The following is a 22,031-nucleotide window of genomic DNA, read 5'->3' as shown; positions in this document are numbered from 1 at the left end:
CATCACCTGATCGCCGCCGCCCTTATGTCAGGGTTTTCGGGTCGGTTGCCTCCGGGGGCGTGTCCGCGTCGGCCGGTGCCGGGACGGGCTGCCGGCCGACCTCGGGCAGGGCCTGTTCGGCCCAGATCACCTTGCCCTGCGGGGTGTACCGGGTGCCCCAGCGCTCAGCCATCTGCGACACCAGGAACAGGCCACGGCCTCCCTCGTCCGTCGTCGCGGCGTACCGCAGATGCGGTGAGGTGCTGCTGCCGTCGGCCACCTCGCAGATCAGCGTGCGGTCGCGGATCAGCCGCACGTGGATCGGTCCGGCGCTGTAGCGGATGGCGTTGGTGATGAGCTCGCTCAGGATCAGCTCCATGGTGAAGCCGAACTCTGACAGGCCCCATGCTTCGAGCCTTCGGGACACAGCGTCGCGCATACCCGAGACGGCGGCCGGGTCCGCTGGTACATCCCAGTCGGCGATGTGGTCGCGCGGCAGTACCCGAGTGCGGGCGACGAGCAGGGCGACGTCGTCCTTGGGACGATCGGGGAGCAGCCTGTCCAGCACGTCCTGGCAGGTCTCCTCGGGCGGTCGGCCGGACTGGCCCGTCAGCGTGTCGCGCAGAATCTCCATTCCCACGTCCAGGTCGCGTCTGCGGTCCTCGATGAGTCCGTCGGTGTACAGGACGAGCTGGGTTCCCTCCGCGAGGCACAGCTCCGCGGTCTGGAACGGCATGCCGCCGAGGCCCAGGGGCGGACCGGCCGGCACGTCCGGGAAGGTGACGGTTCCGTCGGGCTGGACCAGCGCGGGCGCCAGATGCCCCGCACGCGCCATGACGTAGTTGCGCGTCACGGGGTCGTAGATCCCGTACAGGCAGGTGGCGCCCACGACGCCCGCTGCGCTCTCCGCCGTCTCGTTCTGGTCGATGCGCCCGACCAGGTCGTCCAGATGGCTCAGCAGCTCGTCGGGTGGCAGATCGAGAGCGGAGAAGTTGTGCACCGCGGTCCGCAGCCGTCCCATCGTGGCGGCGGCGTGCAGGCCGTGGCCGACCACATCGCCGACGGCCAGTGCCACCCGGCTCCCCGGCAGGGGAATCACGTCGAACCAGTCTCCGCCCACGCCCGACTGGGCGGGGAGGTAGCGGTAGGCGATGTCGAGGGCGTTCTGCTCCGGCACGGCCTGAGGCAGCAGGCTGCGCTGGAGGGTGACTGCCAGAGCGTGCTCGCGGGTGTAACGGCGGGCATTGTCGATGCTTATCGCGGCACGGGCCACCAGCTCCTCCGCCAGCGACAGATCCTCTTCGTCGAAGGGCTCATGCTGGTGCGCGCGCCAGAAATTGGCCATGCCCAGCACGACGCCACGGGCTTGGATGGGGGCGCTGATGAGGGAGTGGATGCCGTGGTCGATGATCGCCCTGGCGCGCTCGGGATCCTGCACGCGCCAGCCCGTGGCGGCCGGCAGATCGCTCACCAACTGGGACCGGCCGCTGCCGTAGCCGCGCGCCTGGGGCGTGGCGGGAAGGTAGTCGAAAAGCCTGCCCTGTTCGGAGAGCGGATGGTCGTCCTGAATGCCGCACACGGCCGCGCGTCGCATGTCCGTCGCCGTGAGGGCCGGCTCCTCGCCGTGCAGGACGGCGTCGGCCAGGTCCACGGTGACGAAGTCCGCGAAGCGAGGAACCGGGACCTGCGCCAGCTCGTCGGCGGTGCGCAGCACGTCCAGGGTGGTACCGATGCGGAGTCCGGCGTCGTACAGCAGCCTGAGCCGCTCCCGTGCCACCTCCGCCCTGCCGGTCACCGCCTGTAGCTCGGTGGAGTCGCGCAGTGTCACCACCGTTCCCCCGGGGCCTGACCCGAAGTCCGTGGGCCGTTGGTTGACCGCGAGCAGCCGCTCGCCCGCGAGGTGCACCTCGTCGGTGGCCTCGCGCCCGGAGGCGAGCAGCGCCTTCGTCTCGGGATCGAGGCCCGGCAGCTCCGAGACGAGCTGCCCCTCGACGTCGGGGGGCAGCTCCAGCAGGCGTCTGGCTTCGTCGTTCGCCAGCATCAGCTGCCCGTCGGCGGCCACGATCAGTACCCCTTCCCGAACGGAGTGGAGCACAGTGTCGTGGTGCTCGTACATCAGGGTCATCTCGTCCGGGGCCAGGCTGTGTGTCTGGCGTCGCAGCCGCTTGCCCACCAGCGCCGTGACACCGATGGACAGCGCGAGCGCTGCGGCCCCGGCGCCCAGGATGATCGGTAGCTGCCGGGCCAACTGGCTTTCGACGTTCTCGACCTTCATACCGGCCGAGACGAGGGCCACCACCTGGCTGTCGGCGTTCTCGATCGGCACCGTGGCCTGCACCTCGCGACCGAGCGGGCCGTCGACGCTCTCCACGTAGACCTTCCCCGCCAGCGGCGGCCCGATCTCGCCCACGAACCGTTTTCCGATTCGCTCCGGCAGCGGGTGCGTGTACCGGATGCCCTCCGTGTCCATGACCACGATGAAGTCGACGTCGGCGGCCCGGCGTGCCGCCTCGGTGAGCGGCTGGAGGATCCTGCTCGGATCCGGGGTCCGCAATGCCGCCAGGACGCCTGGTGAGTGCGCAAAGGTTTGTGCCACGGCCGTGGAGCGCCGCCTGGCCTCGGCGCTGGAGTCCCGCTCCGACTGCAGGATGAGAGCGAAGACGCCGCAGGTCACGAGCAGCACTACCAGAGCCACCTGGAAAACCAGCACCTGCCCGGCCACGCTCCGCGTGCCCTTGCTGAGGAGGCGCTGGCCTGACAGGTGTCGAAAACGGGCGAAAGGATTCGCCATGCGACCTTTCTAGCATCGGTGATCCTCAGTGACCAGGGCTCGGCCGACCCGTGCCCGGCTGACCTCGGGCGTCCGGGTGGCATGCGCTGCGTGGCTTCGGCTCCTCCGGACGTGGCCGTCCGACGCGCAGTTCTCGCGTGCGGCGCATGATCCTTCCGCACCCGATGTCTTATTAGGCCGATATTATGCATTTTGTGATCATGTCTGCACGGCTGTGGCGGCGTCGCCCCGCCTACAGCGGCCGATGGGAAGCTGCCCGGCTGTCACCCGTCATCCTGACCGCCCTCATCGCCGGCCTGGCGTTCTCCACGCCCAGGGAGATCGCCTTCAGCCGCCTCCTGCCCGCCGCGCCCGCCCTTGCCGCCGCGATGTGGCCCGTGCTCCCCACGATCCTGTTGGGGGCGTTCTGCCTGCTGCTCATGATCGTCCTCAGCTTCTTCTACACCGATCTGGGGACGCAGTACACGGCGGCCGCGATCGTCGCGGTCACCCTGGCGGCCGCATACGGGAGTCATGTCCGACTCCAGCGTGAGGAAATGCTCTTCCAGATCCGGCTCGTCGCCGACGCGGCCCAGAAGGTGCTGCTGCGCCCGCTGCCACGCCGCATCGAGGGCGTCGAGATCGAGTCGCTGTACCTGGCGGCCCAAGAGCAGGCCCGGATCGGCGGCGACTTCTATGAGGCCATCGGTACACCGCACGGGGTCCGGCTGCTCATCGGCGACGTACGGGGCAAGGGCCTGTCCGCAGTGGGGGCGGCCTCGGCGGTGGTCAGTTGCTTCAGAGAGGCCGCCTACGACGAGCCCGACCTGCGGGGCATCATCCACCGTCTCGAGACCGCCGTCACGCGGCACAGCGCCGCGTTTCCGGCCCAGGACCAGCCCGAGCACTTCGCCACCGCTCTCCTCGCCGAGATCCCGCACCGTGGCGGCTGCGTACGACTTCTCAACTGCGGGCATCCCCCGCCGCTGCTCGCGCATCACGGAATGGTCCGGGTCCTGGTTCCGACCATCGCCTCCCCGCCTCTCAACCTCGCAGCGCTCATCGGTGACCGTTACTGGGTCGACGTCGTCGCCTTCGCCCCGGGGGACCAGTTGCTGCTCTACACGGACGGCGTATCGGAGGCCCGGGACCACGCGGGCGAGTTCTTCCCGCTGCCGGACTGGATGCGGCGGCAGGGCCTGGGGCAGCCCCGCGAGCTGCTCGACCAGCTGCACCGGGCTCTGCTGCAGCACAGCGGCGGAAAGCTCGACGACGACATCGCGGCCCTCGCGCTGAGGTCCTCCAACGCGCAGGATCGGGGAACCGCCGGCACCGAGGCCTGAGTCTTCGTGTCCGCATGCCGGACACCGCGAGTCCTGGTTTTGGCCGAATGAGTTGTCGTACCAGTCGATGGTGGTGCCGATGTGGAGCTGACTCCCGTGCTGGTCTTGTGCTGACTACGCTCCGTTGGTCAGAGGATCTCGGCCAGACTGGCGAGCGCGGACCGGTAGTCGGGCCCGACCGGGCTGAGGACGGTGGTTGTGACGCCTGACTCGAAGAGGTCTTGTACGCGGGCACGGACCTGGCCTGGGGTGCCCGTCAGGGCCAGCCGGTGTGCCCACTCCTCGGGTATCGCCTGAGCGAACTCCTGGGCGCTGTTGCTGGTGTGGCGCAGCGCGGCGATCTCGTCATGGAAGCCGAGGGGGACGATGTGGGGCGCCCAGTCGGGATCGCCCAAGGATTGCAGGGCGGGCCGTGCCGCGCGGAGGGCGTTGTGCGGGTCGTCGTCGACGACGGTGATGTTGTAGGCGGTGATCCGGTGCGGGCGCTGCGGGTTGATGCTGGTCAGGGCTTGGCGGACGTACTCGGGTGATACCGGCTCGGCGAGCAGGGTGCCGTCGGCCACTGCACCGGCGAGAGCGAGCGACTTGGGACCGCGCACGCCGGCGAAGATGTCGGGGGCGTGCTGAGGCAGCGCCGATGGGTCCAGGCGTAGTCCGTCGAGCCGGACATAGCGACCGTCCGTATCGGCAGGCCGACCTGCCAGCAGTGTCTTGAGCGTGCGGATGTACTCGCCCAGCAATGTCAGAGGGCTGGCCGGCCAGGATCCGACGCTGCGCATCCAGTCGGGCATGCCGTGTCCGACCGCGATGTCGAGGCGGCCCGGGTGGAGTTGGGCGAGAGTGGCCACTTCCATCGCGGCGAAGGCGACGTTGCGGGCCGCGGCGGGCAGCAGCCCGACTCCGACACGGATCCGGCGGGTGTGGGCCAGCACGGTGGCGGCCTGGACAAGCCCTCCGCGGTAGCCGAGGTCTTCGACGACCCACAGTTCGTCGAAGCCGTAGGCGTCTGCTTCCTGCGCGAAGGCGATGACGTCGGCCCGGGGGATGTCGCGGGGGAGGAGGACGCCGATCGTGCCGGACGCTTCCTGCGGGCTCATGAGCGGTCTCCTTGGTGTTGTCCTGCGGGAGTTGTGCCGGGTCGCGTGCGCTGGGCCGGGTCCACCGCGGCGGCGCGGTCACGGGTGTCGGCTGCGGGAGCGATGAGGATGGCCGCGGCCACGAACACCAGAACCACCACCATGGCCGAGCGCAGCCCGTAGTGGTCGCCCAGGAACCCGAGGGCGGGCGGCCCCACGAGGAAGGCGACGTAGCCGATGACGGCGACCAGCGAGACGCGGGCGGTCTGGTCGGGGCCTGAGTCCCCCGCCGCCGACAGAGCGACCGGGAAACCGAGGGAGGCCCCAAGGCCCCAGAAAAGCACGGCTGTTGCCGCGATGACCGCGTTGTCGGAGAAGATGACCAGGAGGAGTCCGACGGCACCGGAGACGGCGCTCGCGCGCACGACAGCGGCCCGCCCGAACCGACTGAGGAAGAAGCTGCCGCTGAAGCGGCCCAGGGTCATCGCCGCCGCGAACCCCACAAAGACGAGCGAGCCCATCGCGGCGTCAAGGCCGTGGCCGTCGACCATGAGCAGCGGCAGCCAGTCGTTGGCGGCGCCCTCGGCCAGTGCCATGGCCAGCACGATGGCGCCGATCAGCAGCAGTTTCCGGTCCTTCCACACCTGCGGCTTGGATGGTGGCCCCGGAACCGGCCCCGGCCCCGGCGTCGACGGCGCGGTGCTGCTGCCGACAGCGGCGGGAACGGCACGAAGGGCGTGGACCAGCATCCCCGTGGCGACCAGGGCGGCCACGGTCAGATGCCAGTGGACGGGGAACGCGGCGGCGGTGGCCGCCATTCCGGCCGACCCGCCGATGACCGTGCCCAGGCTGAAGCAGCCGTGCAGCGTGGGCAGCACGGCGGTCCCGGTGATGCGCTCCACGTCGGCGCCGTCCACGTTGACCGCCACTTCGCCCCCGCCCATGCCCCCGCCGAACAGGCACAGTCCCGCGGTGACCAGGGGTGCCGACCGCACGGCGCTGCCCAGACCGATGACGACCGTGCCCGCGATGATCAGGAGAGTGCCGAGCGCGATGACCGGCCGGGTGCCGAACCGGGATACGAAACGGCCGGAACACAGGATGCCGCTCATGGAACCGATGGACAGACCGAACAGGACCAGCCCCATCTGACCTGTGGACAAGCCCAGTTGGTCGCGGACATCGGGGGTGCGCGTGACCCAGGACGACATGGCGATGCCTGGAAGGAAGAACAAGAGGAACAAAGCTTGTCGGCGTCGGCGTACGGCGCGGTCTACCAAGGGGGAACTCCGCGGGGTGTGGAGGAACGGTTCGCCAGGCGACACGTCTGATCGTCTGCCGAGTATCCGCACACTCGGCAATCGATCGACAAGAGAAGGCGGGACGGCTTCAATCGCGTCTTCGGCGGCGCGGCACGCCTCGATGCGCTCGCGTACCTTCCCCGCGGGGCCGCACAGCGACAGCGGTTCAGCCGGCCGTGAGCAGCCGTCACCGGCCGGAGACAGTGCCTCGCTCGACACCCCTCGATTCGCCCGTTGAGCCGGCGGTCAGCCGAAGCGGCTCAGCAGGACCCGTGACTCGTCCCTGGCGGCGGCCACCTCCGACTCGCCCAGTCCGCACAGCCGCAGGCACGACGACGCGATGACATCGGTGTCGGCCGCTTCCGGCTCACGAGAACGCCGTATCTGAATGACGACCTCGACCAACTGGATCAGCAGTTCACCGAGCCTGTCGGCGGGCATGCTGCGGGCGACGCCCTCAGCCGCCGCCTGAGCGCCGAGAGTGCCGTAGCTCTCCTGGAGCCGGCCCCGCTCGGCTCGGAAGGCGTCGAAACGCTCGGCCCGCACCTCTGGCAGCAGATAGAGCGTGCCGATGTTGTACGGAGTGCGGCAGAGGGTGCGTACATCCATCGCGGCCACCGCATAGAGCGCCGCGGCCGGTGTCGCCCGCTCGGGCACCAGTGCCTGGATCCGTTCCACCATATGGAGACTGGGCCGCACGGAAGTGGCCAGCAGCTCGGCGAGAATCTCTTCCTTGGTGGCGAAGTGGTAGTACAGGGAGGCCTGTCTGATGCCCACCCGTTCGGCGATCATCCGGGTGCTCGTGCTGGCGATCCCGCGTTCGGCGAAGAGCGCGCCCGCGGCGTCGAGGATCTGTTCCCGGGCGGAGGCGTCAGGGTCGGACGGCGGCGCGTGCCGGGGTCTGCCTTGGCGGGGACGCGTGATCGACATATTTCCATCCTGCCACCTTGGGTCGCGGACCTCTGCGGTGCCCGGTACGCGACCACGGCGGCCGGGTCAGACGCCTGAGGCCTTGTGGACTCGCGGCTTGGGCATGGTGCCCTGTCGCCTGACGGTCATACGGACGCCTGATAGGCCCGCCAGCCGCCGAAGCCAGTGATGTCGGGCGCGCCCTCGACGGCGTACGGCTCCACGAGGAAGCCGCTGACCTGTCGTCCGTCGGCCAGTTCGACGGTACCGATGGTCATCGGCGCGGGAACGGCGGTGGTGAACGCCCCGAACCCCGAAGCCGGCAGCCGCCAGATCTCACCCTCGATGCCCCTTCCCGCCCCGCCGTCCACCCCCGCGGCCCGGCCGGGCCCGGTGCCGGCGCCCGGCCCGCCCTCGGGCGCCCGGACCAGGCCCGGCTTGGGCGGTTCGGTGGCCAGGGCGTACAGCCGGTAGCCGCCGGCGGTGCGTGCCGGGCCCACCAGCGTGCCGCCCGCCTGCACCAACTGGGCGTTGAGCGGCTGCCCCGTGAGGTGGGCGCCGACCACGAACAGGTCGAGCCCCGGGTTGGCGAGCCGCTCGGCGAGGGCGGCGAGGGCGCGGTCGGAGAACGCCGGACCGGTGAACATCACGCCGAACGGCAGGCCGTCCACGAACCCGGCGGGGACGGCGAGCGAGGCGTAGTCCAGCAGGTTGGCGAAGTTGGTGAAGCGCCCCATCCGGGCGTTGGCGCCGACCGGATCGGCCGCCACCTCGTCGAGGGTGGGGTGCCAGGTGGTGGTCGGGGTCAGGAGCGCGGCGCAGCCGTCGAGGGCCGCGCGTCCGGCGGCGCCGAGGGCCGCGAGGCGGGCGGTGTCGGCGGCCCAGTCGGCGGCGGTCTTCTCCCGCCCGGCCAGCACGATGGAGGCGACGGTGGGGTCGAGATCCGTACCGACCAGGTCGCGGTGCTTCTCCAGGTGCTCGCCCACGGCGGCGTACCGCGCGGCGACGAACGCACCGCCGTACAGCAGTTGCGCCGCCTCCAGCAGGGGCGTGATGTCGGCCTCGACGATCTCCGTCCCGGTGCTCGCCAGGCGGGCGACCGCGGCGTCGAAGGCCTCACGCCAGCCGTGGGCCATGCCCTCCAGGTGCTGTGGCCCCGGGACGGCGACCTTCGGGCGCGCGGGTGGCAGCGAGAGCTGGGGGCCGGTGCGGCAGAGCGGGTCGGCCGGGTCGGGGCCCTCGACGATCTCCGCGGCGACGCGGGCGAGCCGCAGGTCGCGGGCGAAGACGGTCACGCAGTCGAGGGCGTGGCACGCGGGAACCACCCCGGTCACGGGCACCAAACCCTTCGTCGGCTTGACCCCGACGATGCCGTTGAGGGCGGCGGGCACCCGTCCGGAGCCGGCCGTGTCGGTGCCGAGCGCGAAGTCGGCGATGCCCAACGCGACCGCGACGGCGGAGCCGGAGGACGAGCCGCCGGAGATGCGGGTCGTGTCCCAGGCGTTGCGTACCGCCCCGTAGGGGCTGCGGGTGCCGACCAGGCCGGTGGCGAACTGGTCCAGATTGGTCTTCCCGAGCACCACCGCGCCGGCCGCGCGCAGTCGCGCCACCGCGGGCGCGTCGGTCGGCGGCAGGTAGGCGTACGACGGGGCGCCCGCGGTCGTGGGCAGGCCGGCCACATCGATGTTGTCCTTCACGGCCGCGACCAGCCCGGCCAGGGGCAGCGTCGGGTCGATCCCGGCCGCCTCGGCGAGCACCTCGTCGCGGGGCCTGAGGTGGATCCAGATCTCGGGCCGGCCGGCGCTCTCGATGCGGTCGTACGCGGCCTCGACGCGTGCGGTCGTCGTCACGGCGCTCATGCCCTCACCGCCGCGAGGACCTGGCCGGCGGCGACCTGTTCACCGGGCTTGACGTAGATCTCCAGCAGCGTGCCGGCGGCGGGGGCGCTCACCTTCGACTCCATCTTCATCGCCTCCAGGGAAAGGATCGGGTCACCCTCGGCGACGACGGCGCCCGGCTCGGCGACGGTCTGCCAGACGGTGGCGGTGAACGGCGCGGTGACCGGGACCGCGCCGTCCGGGACGGCGACCGCGACGGCACTCGCGGCCACGGGTCCGGGATCGTCGTCCCGGTCGAACTCGCCCGTGGTCCGCCAGCGATCCTTCTCGGCCTCGAACGCGGCGCTCTGCCGCTTCCGGAAAGCGGCGATCGAATCGGCCTCGGCGGACAGGAAGGCGTTGTACTCGGCGATCGAGAAGGTCCCCTCCTCGGTCCGGAAGGCGCCGCGGCCGGCGTCGGTCTCGGCGCGCAGTTCGAGCAGCTCCTCCGCGGTGACCGGGTACCACTCGATGCGGTCGAAGAAGCGCAGCGCCCACGGCGAGTCCTCGAACAGCCCGCCCTTGCGGAACCGGTTCCAGATCTGCACCGTGCGGCCGACGAACTGATAACCGCCGGGACCCTCCATGCCGTAGACGCACAGATAGGCGCCGCCGATGCCCACGGAGTTCTCCGCTGTCCAGGTGCGTGCCGGGTTGTATTTGGTGGTCACCAGGCGGTGCCGCGGGTCGAGCGGGGTGGCGACGGGGGCGCCGAGATAGACGTCGCCGAGGCCGAGCACCAGGTAAGAGGCGTCGAAGACGGTGCGGTAGACGTCGTCGGCGGTCGCCAGGCCGTTGACGCGGCGGATGAACTCGATGTTCCACGGGCACCACGGGGCGTCGTCGCGCACCCCCGCCATGTAGCGCTCGATGGCGAGCCGGGTCGCCGGATCGTCCCAGCTCAGCGGAAGCCGCACCGTGCGGGAGGGGACCACCAGCTCATGCGTGGGCGCGATCTCCTCCTCCAGCTCTCGCAGCAGGACGGTGAGGTCGCGGGCCTTCAGCCGCCGGGTGTCGGTGTGGATCTGCAGTGAGCGGATGCCCGGGGTGACGTCGACGATGCCGTCGGGCGCGTGTGCGGCGAAGGCCTCCTGGAGGGCGTGCACGCGCATCCGCAGCCCGAGGTCGAGCACCATGGGGCCGTACTCGACCAGGACGTTGTCGTCGCCGGCCCGGCGATAGGTGACGCAAGGGCGGTCGTCGGTGGCCTCCAGGCGGCCGAGTATGCCGTCGTCGCCGTCTCCGCCCGCGCTGATCAGCGCGGGCGCGGCACGGCGGGCATCCAGGGCGGCCGCCTCGGCTTCCCTGACCGGTATGAAGCGGACGGTGTCTCCGGGGCGGAGCTGACCGAGCTTCCACAGATCCCCGCTGGCGACCACCGCGGGGCAGACGAAACCGCCCAGGGACGGCCCGTCGGGGCCCAGGATGATCGGCGTGTCGCCGGTGAAGTCGAGGGCGCCCACCGCGTACGGCGTGTCGTGGATGTTGGAGGGGTGCAACCCTGCCTCGCCGCCGTCCTGGCGGGCCCACTGGGGTCTGGGTCCGATCAGGCGGACACCGGTGCGGGCCGAGTTGTGGTGCACCCGGTAGTCGGTGGCGTAGAGGGTGTCGATGTCCTCGCGGGTGAAGAACTCGGGCGCCGCGTGCGGGCCTTCGGTGACACCGATCCGCCAGTGCGGGGTGATCGCCGGCCGGCGCTCGGGCGGTGTCGGCCCGCCACCGGCGGTCGCGGCGGCCCCGGTCCGCAGGACGTCCCCGGCGAGCAGTGCCCGACCGCCGTGTCCGCCGAAGCCTCCGAGGGTGAACGTCGAGGCGCTGCCCAGGTATGCGGGTACGTCGAGGCCGCCCCGGACGGCCACGTAGCTGCGCAGGCCGGGACCGCGGCAGGCGCCGAGGACCAGGGTGCCGCCGGCCGGGACCGGCACCGGCTCCCACAGGGCCGCCGCGGCGCCGTCCACCGTGACCGGGACGGGGGCGCCGGTGACGGCGATCACGCAGGCGGCGGAGAAGCGCAGGGTCAGCCCGCCCGCGGTGACCTCGAGTGCGGGCGCCCCGGCCTGGTTGCCGACGGCCAGGTTGGCCTCGGCGAAGGAGACGGGGTCGAAGGGCCCGCTCGGCGGCACGCCGACATGCCAGTGACCGAGCCGGCCGGGAAGGTCCTGGACGGTGGTCATCGCTCCCGGCACCAGGACGTCGACGCGTGGCTCGGGGTCGGCGGTGGTGTCGAGGGTGCTGGTGCTGTGCACGGCCCCGCGCACCTCGTCCCGCACGGTCAGCGAGCGCAGCAGGCCCAGGTTGGTGACGACGCCGTCGACCCGGCTGGCGGCCAGGGCCCGGCCGAGCACGTCGAACGCGGTGCCGCGGTCGGGACCCTTGGCGATCACCTTGGCGAGCATGGGGTCGTAGTACGGCGAGACCTCCAGGCCGGTCTCGGCGAAGCCGTCGACGCGGACGCCGGGAATCTCGTCGGCGCCCTGACCGGGGAAGACCGCCCGGGTGATCAGGCCGGAGGAGGGAGCCGAGTCCTTGCCGGGGTCCTCGGCGTAGACGCGGGCCTCCACGGCGTGTCCGGCGGGCGTCCACTCCCGGTCGAACACCCCGTCGTCGACCCTGCCGTCGCGGGCCAGGGTGAGCATGAGTTCGACGAGGTCGACGCCGTACGCCTCCTCGGTCACCGGGTGCTCGACCTGGAGCCGGGTGTTGACCTCCAGGAAGGCGGCCTCCTCGCGCAACGGGTCGTAGACGAACTCCACGGTCCCCGCGCCGCGGTAGCCGACAGAGGCGAGCAGCCGGCGCGACGAGTCCCGCAGCAGTTCCCGGACATGGGCGGGCAGGGCCGGGGCCGGGGCCTCCTCGATCACCTTCTGGTTGCGGCGCTGCAGCGAGCAGTCGCGGTCGCCGAACACGGCGATCCGGCCGGTGCCGTCGCCGAAGACCTGCACCTCGACGTGGCGGGCCGGGCGTACCAGACGCTCCAGGAACACCCCGGCCGACCCGAAGTGGGACTCGGCGAGCGCCGCCACCCCGGCGAAGGCCTCGCGCACCTCGTCGCCGGTGGCGCAGGCCCGCATGCCGATGCCGCCACCACCGCCCGTGGCCTTGACCATCACGGGCAGCCCGATCGACTCGGCCGCGGCGACGGCCTCCTCGGCGCTCCCGAGCAACTCCGTCCCGGCCAGCAGCGGGACCCCGGCCGCCCTGGCCAGGGCGCGTGCGGTGTGCTTCTCGCCGAAGGCGGTGATCTGTTCGGCGGTCGGGCCCGCGAAACGCAGGCCGGCCTCCTCGACGGCACGGGCGAAGGCGGTGTTTTCGGAGAGGAAGCCGTAGCCCGGGTGGATGATTCCGGCGCCATGGGCGAGCGCGGCCTCGGTGATCGCGTCGCCGCGCAGATACGAGTCACGGGCGGGCGCCGGACCCAGGCGGACCGCGTGGTCGGCCTCGCGGACGTGCGGGGCGGCCCGGTCGGCGTCCGAGAAGACGGCGACGGTACCCAGGCCCAGCTTCCGGGCGGTGCGGATGACACGGCGGGCTATCTCACCGCGGTTGGCGACGAGAACAGCGGTGGGGCGGTTCACGCGGCGTCCCCCGGGGTGCGCGGGGCCGGCGCGGACCGCGGGCCACCCGCGACGGGGCCGGGGCCCCCGCCAGGTGCCGGGTCCACGACGATCATTCGCAACGGGGTCGGGTTGAAGTCGTTGCACGGGTTGTTCATCTGCGGGCAGTTGGACACCATCACCAGGACGTCCGTCTCGGCGCGCACCGCGACCCGGCGGCCGGGCGCCGACATGCCGTCCACGATGCCCAGCGCGCCGTCCGCCTCGACGGGCACGTTCATGAACCAGTTGAGGTTGGAGACGATGTCCCGCACCCCCAGACCGCGCCGCCCCGCCTCGGCGAGGAAGTTCTCGCGACAGCCGTGATGGAACATCACGTGGTGGCCGTAGCGCAGGGAGTTGGACTCCTTGCCGCAGGCACCGCCGATGGTGTCCTGACGGTCGATCTCGTTGGCGACGACGGTCATCAGCGGGCGGCCCTCGCCGCTGCGCAGCACGGTGCCGGTGCGCACATAGGCGTTGCCCTGCCAGGCCAGGGTGTCGGGAACGCTGTAGCGCTCCTCGGGGTCGTCGGCGTTGTAGAGCAGGCAGTCGGCCGACTGGTTGCCGCCGACGTCGACGATGGTCAGGACGTGTCCCTCCGCCACCACCGCCGACCAGGGCGCGTTGGGGGCCACCTTCTCGTCCAGGACGACGGCGCCCTCGACCAGGCTCGCTCCCCAGTCCAGGGGGGAGCCCTCGGCGTACACCGCGCCGACCGGGACGGTGGAGGGGAGGGTGCCGCCCGAGGTGGTCGGGCAGGTGGCCGACGTGCTCTCGGTCTGAGTGGTCGCCATGTCACAGCCCCCGGGCTTCGCAGTAGTCGACGGTGTTGAGGTAGGCCCGGTGCAGCTCGGGCGTGGCGGTGAACCGCGGATCGTCCGGGCCGGTGGCGGCTGCGCGCCAGGCGTGCACGCGCAGCGGCCCGACGACGTAGCCGGGGCGCGGATCCAGCGGATGCGCGACGTTGGCGACCAGCACCAACAAGGGCATTTCCGCGAGGAGTTCGACATGCGTGCCCGCACCGGCGCTGCCCCGCCAGGCGAGGGCACCGTCGGCCTCGACGCGTACGCCCTGGAAGAAGGAGAGACTGGGCGGCAGGTCGCGGCGGCTCAGGCCGTGCTTGGCGGCCGCCTTGAGGAAGAGCGCGCGGCCGGAGGGGGACGGCCCGTGTGGGCGGGCATCACCGTACTTGCCTTCGTTCCAGGCGTCGGTGGTGGTGCCGCAGAAGGCGTCGTGCCGGCCGGAGGAGTCACCGGTGACCACGGCCAGGATCCGGCCGTCGCCGGACAGCAGCGGATGGTTCTCGCCGAGGTAGGCCTGCCACGGGATCTTCTGGGTGTCGGCGACGTTGAGCCGCTCCGTCGTTTCCAGGGCGTTGAAGAGCAGCAGGTGGGGGCAGGCGTCACCGGTCGGGTCGTCGAAGCGCAGCCGGGTGCCGCGGGCGAGGACCTTGTGGGTGTAACCGCCGGGTGCCACCGTCTCCGCCCATACCAGGGCGTCCGGTTCCACCGCCGGCGGGCAGTGCGGGCTGCCGGACGCCGGGAGGTACGGCATCCACTCGCTCGCCTGTCCGCACTGGGCGCGGGCGTCGTCGCGGGCACTTCGGACACTGTCGGTCAGGTGCAGATCACGGACTCCGGTGGGTTCCTGGGCGTGCGGTGCGATGGCCGTCGGCTCGTCGGCTGTGGTCATGGATGTCCCGTGATCCCTTCGTCAGTACGTCGTCAGTGCGTCTGGTTGCGGCGCACGGCCGTCGAACCCCTCATGCGGGCTCGGCGACGGCCTCAACCTGCGCGGGCGGCTCGGCGTGCGTCTGGGGCACGTGCCTCAACTCGATGCGGCGGTGCAGCCGCCGGGCCAGGAAGTAGGCGGCGGCGACGGCGAGACTGAACCCGATGAACAGCAGCGCGCTCCACCGCAGCCACCACGTGCCGCCGGTGAGGTCGTAGATCTCCGGACGAGGCCACATCAGGTTGACCGTCATACCGGCCCCGTAGAGCACGGCGAGCGTGTTGACCGCCATCCCCCAGCGGCCCAGTGAGAACAGCGGCCGGCCTGTCTCGTCGACGCCCTCCGGGAGCCCCCGGTGGCGGATCCGGGCGACCAACTGCGGCAGCGTCACGCCCAGATAGGCCAGGTACAGCATGGCGATGCAGAGGCTGGCGAGGGCGGTGAAGATGGCCGTCTGGCGAAGGTTGACCACGAGCGCGATCGCGGCGCCCACACCCACCACCACCGACGTGGTGATCGGCGTACCGGTACGGGCCGAGACCTTGCCGAGGTGCCGGTGGAACGGCAGGGCGCCCTCGCGCGCCATGGAGTAGATCATCCGTGCGCCGGAGGTCTGCACGGCGAGCGTGCAGGCGAACACCGCGACCGCGACGCAGCACAGCAGCAGTCGGCCCAGGACGTCACCGAGCCGGTCGGTGAGCACCCAGGACAGACCGCCGGTGGCCAGGTTCCCGTCGGTCAGGCTGCTCGCCGCCATCAGTCCCGAGAGGATCAGCAGAGCGCCGCCGACGCCCGAGAGGATCAGCGCCCGCAGGATGGTCCGGGGAGTGGTCCGGCGTGGGTTGTGTGTCTCCTCGGCGAGTTCGCCCGCCGAGTCGAAGCCGACCATGACGTAGGCCGCCATCAGCGAGGACGCGAGGAACGCCCCGATGTAACCGCCGTCGCCGGCCCAGCCGGTGTGGTGGGCCACCACCTGCGGGCCCCGCTCGGGCAGGAAGAAGAGCACCAGCACCAGCGCGATCACACCGACGATCTCGATCGCGACGCCGATGCTGGTGGCGGCGGCCATCTGGCGGATGCCGAGGATGTTCACCACCGTGGTGAGCACCAGCAGGAGGCAGCCCAGAAGGACCGCGTTCTGTGCGCCCGTCGGGGAGCCGACCGACGGGTCGGCTCCCGCTCCGCCGACGATCTGGAAGCCGGACCAGATGCCCGGCAGCACCGCCTGCCCCGCGATCGCGGCCGCCGCGACGGTGAGGATCTGGCCGATGATCATGATCCAGCCGACGAACCAGCCCACCGTGGTCCCGGCCAGCCGGCTCGACCACTGGTAGATCGCCCCCGAGATGGGCCAGCGAGCCGCCAGTTCGGCGAAACAGAGCGCGACCAGCATCTGGCCCGCGAAGACCAGCGGCCAGGTCCAGAAGAACGCCGCCCCACCGAGACCGAAGCCGAGGCCGAAGAGCTGGAAGACGGTGGTGAGGATCGATACGAAGGAGAAGCCGGCGGCGAACGAGGCGAAGCTGCCCACCCCCCGGCGAAGTTCCTGCTGGTAGCCAAGGGTGGCGGGACTCGTCGCGACGCCACCGTCGGGATTCTGCCCAGGGGCGAGTTCGGGCCGGCCCATCGCGGCACCTCCGGTCGATCAAGGAATACCTGTCGATTGACAGGTATGGCGATGGTGGGGCGGACGCGTCTCACGCCCGGGTCCCCGGCGTTAACTTCGTGTGTCTGTGCCACTGAGCGGACGGACCACTACCGGGTGGTGAAGTCGGCCGCCGCGGACACGCAGGCGTACGCCGCTGCCCGGTCCACCGCGCGCTGCGCGCCGCGGTGGGCATCCGGTCCTCCGTGGCTGTCCCGCGATCCCGGCGTAGCGCCGGGACACCGGCTCTGACCTCGGCGGATGGGTCGTTTTCCACGCACAAAGATGCGTCGACTCGTCGTTGACCGGCCCTCCGCGACAGAGCCAGGGTTAAGGGGACATCGGATTCCGATCGAGTGTTTCCGGTCACCGAAGTGCGTGCAGGAGGCCGCGATGCTCCAGACAGAGACCCGCGCAGACAACGAGCTCGGACAAGACGCCGAGGCGGCTGCCGCCGACACGACACCGACGGTCGCGCCGCCCCTGCCGACGATCCACCGTGACCTCATCTTCCAGAGGTGCCTCTGGTGCGGCACTCCGTCCTACCGTCGCTCGTTCTGCCGGGCTTGTGGGGCCACTGCGTTCAAACGGGAGCGCAGCGCCGGTGCCGGGGTGCTCGTTCGCCGTATCGGCCAGGTCCAGCTCGACACGTGGTTCGTCGCGATGGACGAGGGCTTCAACCTGCTCTGCCAGGTCACCAGGACGGAGCCGGTCGTGGTCGCGGTCGGGGCGAGGGTACGAGTCGTGCGGGCCGTGGCTCCCCTCGACCAGGGGCTTCCTCTCGTCGAACTCACCTACCGGGCGATGTCCTTGGAGCGCTGGTGGTGACGGCTCCCGGCTCAATCCGAACCACGGTCGGCAGGGACGATCAGACAGGAGAGTGCGTGAGTACCGAGTACAGGGTTCCGGACGCACGGGCCGACGATCCCGGCGCATCGGGAAGGGGCGCGCTGGACGGTCTGCGCATCGCAGACTTCTCCCGGGTTCTCGCCGGGCCGTACGCCACCATGCTCCTCGCCGATCTCGGCGCCGACGTGGTGAAGGTCGAGCGGCCGGGCACCGGGGACGACACCCGGGCCTGGCACCCGCCGGCGGACCAGGACGGCACGTCGACCTACTTCCTGAGCGTCAACCGCAACAAGAGGTCGATCGTGCTCGACCTGAACACCGAGGCCGGCCGCGAACGGGCACGCGCCCTGGTCGGGGAGTCCGACGTGCTGGTGGAGAACTTCCGGCCCGGCACGATGGAGCGGCTGGGCCTCGGCCACAAGGAGCTCCGTGCGCGCAACCCGGAGTTGATCTACTGCTCGATCAGTGGCTTCGGCAGCGGTGCTGGCGCCGCGATCCCCGGATACGACCTGCTCGTGCAGGCCGTCGGCGGTCTGATGAGCGTGACCGGGGAGGCGCACGGAGAGCCGGTGAAGGCCGGCGTCGCCCTCGTCGACGTGATCACCGGACTGCACGCCTCGCTCGGCATCCTCGCGGCCCTCCGGCACCGGGACGCCACCGGCGAGGGGCAGCTCGTCGAGGTGAACCTGCTCAGCTCACTGCTGTCGGCCCTCGTCAACCAGGCCTCGGCCTTCGCCGTCGCCGGTGTGGTTCCGGGACGCATGGGCAACGCGCACCCGAGCATCGCCCCGTACGAGACCCTTCCCACCGCCGACCGTCCACTCGCCCTCGCGGTGGGCAACGACCGGCAGTTCGCGGCGCTCGCCGAGGCCGTCGGGGACCCCGGTCTCGCGGTCGACGACCGCTTCCGCACCAACGCCGACAGAGTCGCCCAGCGGGCCGAACTCCGGGACATCCTGACCGAGCGGCTCGGTGCCGCCGGCGCCGACCACTGGTCGACCGTCCTGCTGGCCGCCGGAGTGCCCGCCGGACCGGTCAACACCATCGACGACGCCTTCGCCTTCGCCCACACGCTCGGCCTCCCCGGCATCGTCGACATCCCCGCCGCACCCGCAGACAGGGAAAAAGGCCGGCCCTCCCGCCAGGTCGCCCACCCCATCGCGCTGAGCGGGACACCCGCGCAGTACCGCCTGCCCCCGCCCGGCCTGGGCCGGCACACAGCGGAGTTCCTCCACGGCCCGTCCGGCCATCCCTCGCTGTGACCCGGCGCATGCCTCGACCCGTTCCCAGCGCCGGCACCGCGACCGAACCAACCACCCGATTTCCCGACCTTGATGACAAGGAGCCCAAACGATGAGCGGCAAGCCCCTGAAGGACCCCCTCGACCTGCTCGACATCGCCTCCGTCCTTACCGACGAGGAGCGTGAGATCCAGGCCACCGTCGCCAAGTTCCTCGCCGACCGGGTGCGCCCGCACATCGCCGAATGGTTCGAGAACGCCCACTTCGCCCGCGAACTCGCCCCCGAACTCGGCAAGTTGGGTGTTCTCGGCATGCACCTCGAAGGCTACGGCTGCGCCGGCACCAACGCGGTCGGCTACGGCCTGGCCTGCCTGGAGCTGGAGGCGGCCGACTCCGGTTTCCGCAGCTTCGTCTCCGTGCAGGGCTCGCTGTCGATGTTCTCCATCTGGAAGTGGGGATCGGAGGAACAGAAGCAGGAGTGGCTGCCCCGCCTGGCCGCCGGTGAGGCGATCGGCTGCTTCGGCCTGACCGAGCCAGACTTCGGCAGCAACCCGTCCGGGATGCGCACCAGGGCAGTCCGAGACGGCGACGACTGGATCCTGAACGGTTCCAAGATGTGGATCACCAACGGTGGCATCGCCGATGTGGCCACCGTCTGGGCACAGACCGAGGACGGCATCCGCGGCTTCCTCGTGCCGCGCGGCACGCCCGGCTTCACCACGCAGGACATCAAGCAGAAGATGTCGCTGCGCGCCTCGATCACCTCGGAGCTGTACTTCGACAACGTCCGGCTGCCGGACTCCGCGCGGCTCCCGCTCGCGGAGGGCCTGCGCGGTCCGCTGTCCTGCCTGAACGAGGCCCGCTTCGGCATCCTGTTCGGCGCGGTCGGCGCCGCCCGCGACTCGATCCGGACTGCCATCGACTACGCCGACTCCCGGGTGCAGTTCGACAAGCCGATCAGCGCCTTCCAGCTCACCCAGAAGAAGCTCGCCGACATGACCGTGTCCCTGGGCAGCGCCGCACTCCTCGCCGTGCATCTGGGCCGTCTGAAGGACCAGCACCGCATCCGGCCCGAGCAGATCAGCGTCGGTAAGCTCAACAACGTCCGGGAGGCGATCGCGATCGCCCGGGAATGCCGCACGATCCTCGGCGCGGGCGGTATCTCCCTGGAGTACTCGCCCCTGCGTCACGCCAACAACCTGGAGTCCGTCCTCACCTACGAAGGCACGGGGGAGATGCACACGCTGGTCGTCGGTCAGGCGATCACCGGCTACCCGGCGTTCCGCTGATCACCGCAGGCTGAGGGAAGGCGACCGTGAACGTCGTCGTACTGGCCGAACAGGTTCCGGACACCGCTGCCGAAACGCACCCTGTCCGAGGCCGACCACACCCTTGACCGAGAGAACGCCGATCTCGTCCTGGACGAGATCAACGAGCGCGCCGCGGAGGAGGTCCTGACGCTGAAGGAGACGGGGGCGCCCGAGGTCACCGTCGTGTCCATGGGACCCGACTCCGCGCAGCCGGTCAGGGCACGAACAAGCGAATAGGCGCTCGGCGGGGCGTCGGCGGAGGGTTACCACGCGGGAGTCCCGACCCCTGCCACAGGCACAGATGGGTCGGGAGCTCCCGCGTCGGTCAGTGGACCGTCAGACGGCCAGGCGCCGGAACCGGCTGCCGTGGAACACCAGTGGCTCCCGGTCGGGTTCGGCCCTCAGGGCGTGGATTTCCAGCAGGACGATCGTGTGGTCGCCTCCGGGCAGCTCGGCGTGGACCGAGCAGTCCAGCCAGAGGGCGGCACCGTGGATATGGACGCTGCCCTCCTTGGAGGCCTCCCAGCCGACCCCCGCGAACCGGTCCCGGTCCTTGCCGGCCAGCGAACGGCAGACCAGGTCCTGTCCCTCGGCCAGGACGCTCAGGCCCAGGCGGTTCTGCTGGCGCAGTTTCGGCCAGGTCGACGAGGTGTCCTGGACGCAGACCGACACCAGAGGCGGCCGAAGGGAGACCGGAGTGAACGTACTCGCGACCATGCCCACCGGCGTGTCCGAATCAAGTGCGCACAGAGCTGTCACCCCGGACGGGAAGCAGCCGAACGCCTGGCGCAGCACGGCGGGATCCGTCGGTGTCGTCGCGAGCGGGCTCATAGGACGTCCCCCTGACCCGAGAGAACCGCGCCCAGACGCCGCAGCGAGCCGTTGTTGCCCGCCACGTGCTGGGAGACGCAGCGGACGTCGCGCCAGCGGCGCTGCATCGGGCTGGAGCTGTAGAGCCCCGAGCTGCCGGACAGCGTCATGACCTCGTTGAGGATGCGGATGCCCTCGTGGTGGATGTGCTGGTGACCGCCGGTGTAGCTGAACCACTCGCCCGGGGTGGGCTCCTCGCCCCTGAACGCCCGGTCCATGACGACGCGGCCGGTCTGTTCCAGCAGGGCGTTGAGTGCCGCCGTGCGCAGGTGCAGCTCGGCGAACCTCTCCTGGAACACCGGGTCCTCACCGATGACCACCCTGGGGTCGAACGCCGGCCGCTTGGTGGCGGCCAGTTCGGCGAGATCGTCCAACGCGCCCTCCAGACAGCCGATGATCACGGCGTCGTGCGAGGCGCCGGTGGCGGTGTACGGCAGACCGTAGAACGGCGCGGGGATGTTGTTGCCGCCCATCAGCGGGCCGGTGAAGCGCGCCGGTACGAAGACGTCGTCGATCGTGAAGTCGGTGCTCTGCGTGGCACGCAGGCCCACCGCGTCCCAGGTGTCGAGGAACGTGGCGAGATCACCCTCGAACTCGACGACGGTCACTGCACTCCGCTCTCGGCAGGGGACATCGTCATCCAGAACGGAACCCGGCACGCCTGGCGCAACCGCAGCGGCAAACCGGTCACGATGGCCTTCGTCCTCATCGGCGCGGAGAAAGAAGATTGACGGACGGGCGCTGCGAAGACGTCGAGAGCTCGCCCGCGTCCTCGGTTGTCCCGGAGAACGCTCCGACATTCAGAAAGCGGTGTACCCGCCGTCGACGGTCAGGACCGATCCGGTGACGTACGACGACTCCGATGATGCGAAGAAGAGCACCGCGTCGGCGACCTCCTCGGGGGTGGCGAGGCGTTGGAGCGGGATCTGGGACTCGCGCTCGCGGCGGTAGGCCTCGGGGTCGGGGCTGCGCTGGATCGACGCTTCGATGATCGGGGTGGCGGTCAGGCCTGGAGCGACGACGTTGACGCGAATGTTGCGCGGGGCCCATTCGATCGCCGCGCCCTTGGCGAGCATGATGAGGCCTCCCTTGGCGGCGGAGTACAGGACTTCCCGGGGCTTGCCGACGATGCCGAGCCGTGAACTGACGCAGACGAACGAGCCTCCCGCCTGGGGCATCAGCGGCGCGAAGTGCTTCATCACCAGGAACGCGCTGAGCAGATTGCTCTCGAGCACATTCTTCGCGTCGTCGTAGGCCATCTCGGTGAGCGGACTGCTGGCCTGCAGGCCGTGGTTGAGGACGACGACGTCGACGGTGCCGAAGGACGCGGCGGCCTGCTTGGCCAGGTCCTCGACGAAGGCCTCGTCATTGAGGTCCCCCGGAACGTACAGGTCGTCGGGTTCAGCGCTGTCGAGTCGCTCCTTGCGGCCGGTGAGCAGCAGGCGTGCGCCCTCGCGGCGGAAGTGGGAACTCACTGCCTGCCCGATGCCACTGCCGGCGCCGGTCACCAGGGCGGTGACGTTCTCGAGTCTCAT

At 70.9% G+C, this 22,031-nt stretch carries 16 protein-coding genes; 4 read left to right on the top strand and 12 right to left on the bottom strand.

Annotation, left to right across the window (positions count from 1 at the left end):
- Positions 1-22 precede the first annotated feature (22 nt).
- A complete protein-coding gene (locus QC385_RS00595; RefSeq protein WP_279539240.1) occupies positions 23-2,770 on the bottom strand; it encodes a SpoIIE family protein phosphatase/ATP-binding protein in 2,748 nt (915 codons plus the stop codon).
- A gap of 200 nt (positions 2,771-2,970) precedes the next feature.
- On the opposite strand from QC385_RS00595, the gene QC385_RS00590 reads away from it, so the two are divergent.
- Positions 2,971-4,092, top strand: a complete 1,122-nt coding sequence (locus QC385_RS00590) for a PP2C family protein-serine/threonine phosphatase (protein WP_279539239.1) — start codon at positions 2,971-2,973, stop codon at positions 4,090-4,092.
- Positions 4,093-4,220: 128 nt separating this feature from the next.
- On the opposite strand, the gene QC385_RS00585 is transcribed toward QC385_RS00590, so the two are convergent.
- The 8 genes from QC385_RS00585 to QC385_RS00550 form a co-directional block, all read right to left on the bottom strand.
- On the bottom strand, positions 4,221-5,189 hold the full coding sequence (locus QC385_RS00585; protein WP_279539238.1) for an LLM class flavin-dependent oxidoreductase: 969 nt from the start codon (positions 5,187-5,189) through the stop codon (positions 4,221-4,223).
- The gene (locus tag QC385_RS00580; RefSeq protein ID WP_279539237.1) at positions 5,186-6,448 is read right to left on the bottom strand and encodes an MFS transporter; all 1,263 of its coding nucleotides are present in this window, start codon (positions 6,446-6,448) and stop codon (positions 5,186-5,188) included. The genes QC385_RS00585 and QC385_RS00580 overlap by 4 nt, the downstream gene beginning before the upstream one ends.
- A 267-nt stretch (positions 6,449-6,715) precedes the next feature.
- Entirely contained in the window at positions 6,716-7,399 is a 684-nt protein-coding gene (locus tag QC385_RS00575) for a TetR/AcrR family transcriptional regulator (protein WP_279539236.1), read from the bottom strand.
- A gap of 125 nt (positions 7,400-7,524) precedes the next feature.
- Positions 7,525-9,237: an allophanate hydrolase gene (locus tag QC385_RS00570; protein WP_279539235.1), complete on the bottom strand. Its 1,713-nt coding sequence runs from the start codon at positions 9,235-9,237 to the stop codon at positions 7,525-7,527.
- Positions 9,234-12,830: an urea carboxylase gene (gene uca / locus QC385_RS00565; protein ID WP_279539234.1), complete on the bottom strand. Its 3,597-nt coding sequence runs from the start codon at positions 12,828-12,830 to the stop codon at positions 9,234-9,236. The genes QC385_RS00570 and uca overlap by 4 nt, the downstream gene beginning before the upstream one ends.
- Positions 12,827-13,645, bottom strand: a complete 819-nt coding sequence (locus tag QC385_RS00560; protein ID WP_336621259.1) for an urea amidolyase associated protein UAAP2 — start codon at positions 13,643-13,645, stop codon at positions 12,827-12,829. Before QC385_RS00560 ends, uca begins: the two co-directional genes overlap by 4 nt.
- A gap of 1 nt (position 13,646) precedes the next feature.
- On the bottom strand, positions 13,647-14,543 hold the full coding sequence (locus QC385_RS00555; protein ID WP_279539233.1) for an urea amidolyase associated protein UAAP1: 897 nt from the start codon (positions 14,541-14,543) through the stop codon (positions 13,647-13,649).
- Between the two features lie 70 nt (positions 14,544-14,613).
- Positions 14,614-16,209 (bottom strand): amino acid permease, encoded by a 1,596-nt coding sequence (locus QC385_RS00550; RefSeq protein WP_279539232.1) that lies wholly within the window; start codon positions 16,207-16,209, stop codon positions 14,614-14,616.
- Between the two features lie 411 nt (positions 16,210-16,620).
- Between QC385_RS00550 and QC385_RS00545 the strand changes: the two genes are divergently transcribed.
- From QC385_RS00545 to QC385_RS00535, 3 genes are all read left to right on the top strand, one after another.
- A complete protein-coding gene (locus QC385_RS00545; RefSeq protein ID WP_279539231.1) occupies positions 16,621-17,055 on the top strand; it encodes a zinc ribbon domain-containing protein in 435 nt (144 codons plus the stop codon).
- Between the two features lie 56 nt (positions 17,056-17,111).
- Positions 17,112-18,338 carry a CaiB/BaiF CoA transferase family protein gene (locus tag QC385_RS00540; RefSeq protein WP_279539230.1) on the top strand — a complete coding sequence of 409 codons (1,227 nt, stop codon included), beginning with the start codon at positions 17,112-17,114 and terminating at the stop codon, positions 18,336-18,338.
- Between the two features lie 91 nt (positions 18,339-18,429).
- The gene (locus QC385_RS00535; RefSeq protein ID WP_279539229.1) at positions 18,430-19,605 is read left to right on the top strand and encodes an acyl-CoA dehydrogenase family protein; all 1,176 of its coding nucleotides are present in this window, start codon (positions 18,430-18,432) and stop codon (positions 19,603-19,605) included.
- 357 nt (positions 19,606-19,962) lie between these two features.
- Here QC385_RS00535 and QC385_RS00530 read toward each other — a convergent pair whose 3' ends face one another.
- From QC385_RS00530 to QC385_RS00520, 3 genes are all read right to left on the bottom strand, one after another.
- Positions 19,963-20,457 carry a flavin reductase family protein gene (locus tag QC385_RS00530; protein ID WP_279539228.1) on the bottom strand — a complete coding sequence of 165 codons (495 nt, stop codon included), beginning with the start codon at positions 20,455-20,457 and terminating at the stop codon, positions 19,963-19,965.
- Positions 20,454-21,104 (bottom strand): hypothetical protein, encoded by a 651-nt coding sequence (locus tag QC385_RS00525; protein WP_279539227.1) that lies wholly within the window; start codon positions 21,102-21,104, stop codon positions 20,454-20,456. Before QC385_RS00525 ends, QC385_RS00530 begins: the two co-directional genes overlap by 4 nt.
- A gap of 192 nt (positions 21,105-21,296) precedes the next feature.
- The gene (locus QC385_RS00520; RefSeq protein WP_279539226.1) at positions 21,297-22,031 is read right to left on the bottom strand and encodes an SDR family NAD(P)-dependent oxidoreductase; all 735 of its coding nucleotides are present in this window, start codon (positions 22,029-22,031) and stop codon (positions 21,297-21,299) included.

Origin of the sequence: Streptomyces sp. DH10 (genome assembly GCF_029813805.1) — a bacterium.
In the GTDB taxonomy this organism is placed as follows: domain Bacteria; phylum Actinomycetota; class Actinomycetes; order Streptomycetales; family Streptomycetaceae; genus Streptomyces; species Streptomyces coeruleofuscus.
This window is presented reverse-complemented; position numbering and strand designations above follow the sequence as displayed.

Excerpts from the sequence above, each read along its gene's own strand:
- QC385_RS00595 (WP_279539240.1), bottom strand. The coding sequence starts at position 2,770 with ATGGCGAATCCTTTCGCCCGTTTTCGACACCTGTCAGGCCAGCGCCTC.
- QC385_RS00590 (WP_279539239.1), top strand. The coding sequence starts at position 2,971 with ATGTCTGCACGGCTGTGGCGGCGTCGCCCCGCCTACAGCGGCCGATGG.
- QC385_RS00585 (WP_279539238.1), bottom strand. The coding sequence starts at position 5,189 with ATGAGCCCGCAGGAAGCGTCCGGCACGATCGGCGTCCTCCTCCCCCGC.
- QC385_RS00575 (WP_279539236.1), bottom strand. The coding sequence starts at position 7,399 with ATGTCGATCACGCGTCCCCGCCAAGGCAGACCCCGGCACGCGCCGCCG.
- QC385_RS00570 (WP_279539235.1), bottom strand. The coding sequence starts at position 9,237 with ATGAGCGCCGTGACGACGACCGCACGCGTCGAGGCCGCGTACGACCGC.
- QC385_RS00560 (WP_336621259.1), bottom strand. The coding sequence starts at position 13,645 with ATGGCGACCACTCAGACCGAGAGCACGTCGGCCACCTGCCCGACCACC.
- QC385_RS00555 (WP_279539233.1), bottom strand. The coding sequence starts at position 14,543 with ATGACCACAGCCGACGAGCCGACGGCCATCGCACCGCACGCCCAGGAA.
- QC385_RS00550 (WP_279539232.1), bottom strand. The coding sequence starts at position 16,209 with ATGGGCCGGCCCGAACTCGCCCCTGGGCAGAATCCCGACGGTGGCGTC.
- QC385_RS00545 (WP_279539231.1), top strand. The coding sequence starts at position 16,621 with ATGCTCCAGACAGAGACCCGCGCAGACAACGAGCTCGGACAAGACGCC.
- QC385_RS00535 (WP_279539229.1), top strand. The coding sequence starts at position 18,430 with ATGAGCGGCAAGCCCCTGAAGGACCCCCTCGACCTGCTCGACATCGCC.
- QC385_RS00530 (WP_279539228.1), bottom strand. The coding sequence starts at position 20,457 with ATGAGCCCGCTCGCGACGACACCGACGGATCCCGCCGTGCTGCGCCAG.
- QC385_RS00520 (WP_279539226.1), bottom strand. The coding sequence starts at position 22,031 with ATGAGACTCGAGAACGTCACCGCCCTGGTGACCGGCGCCGGCAGTGGC.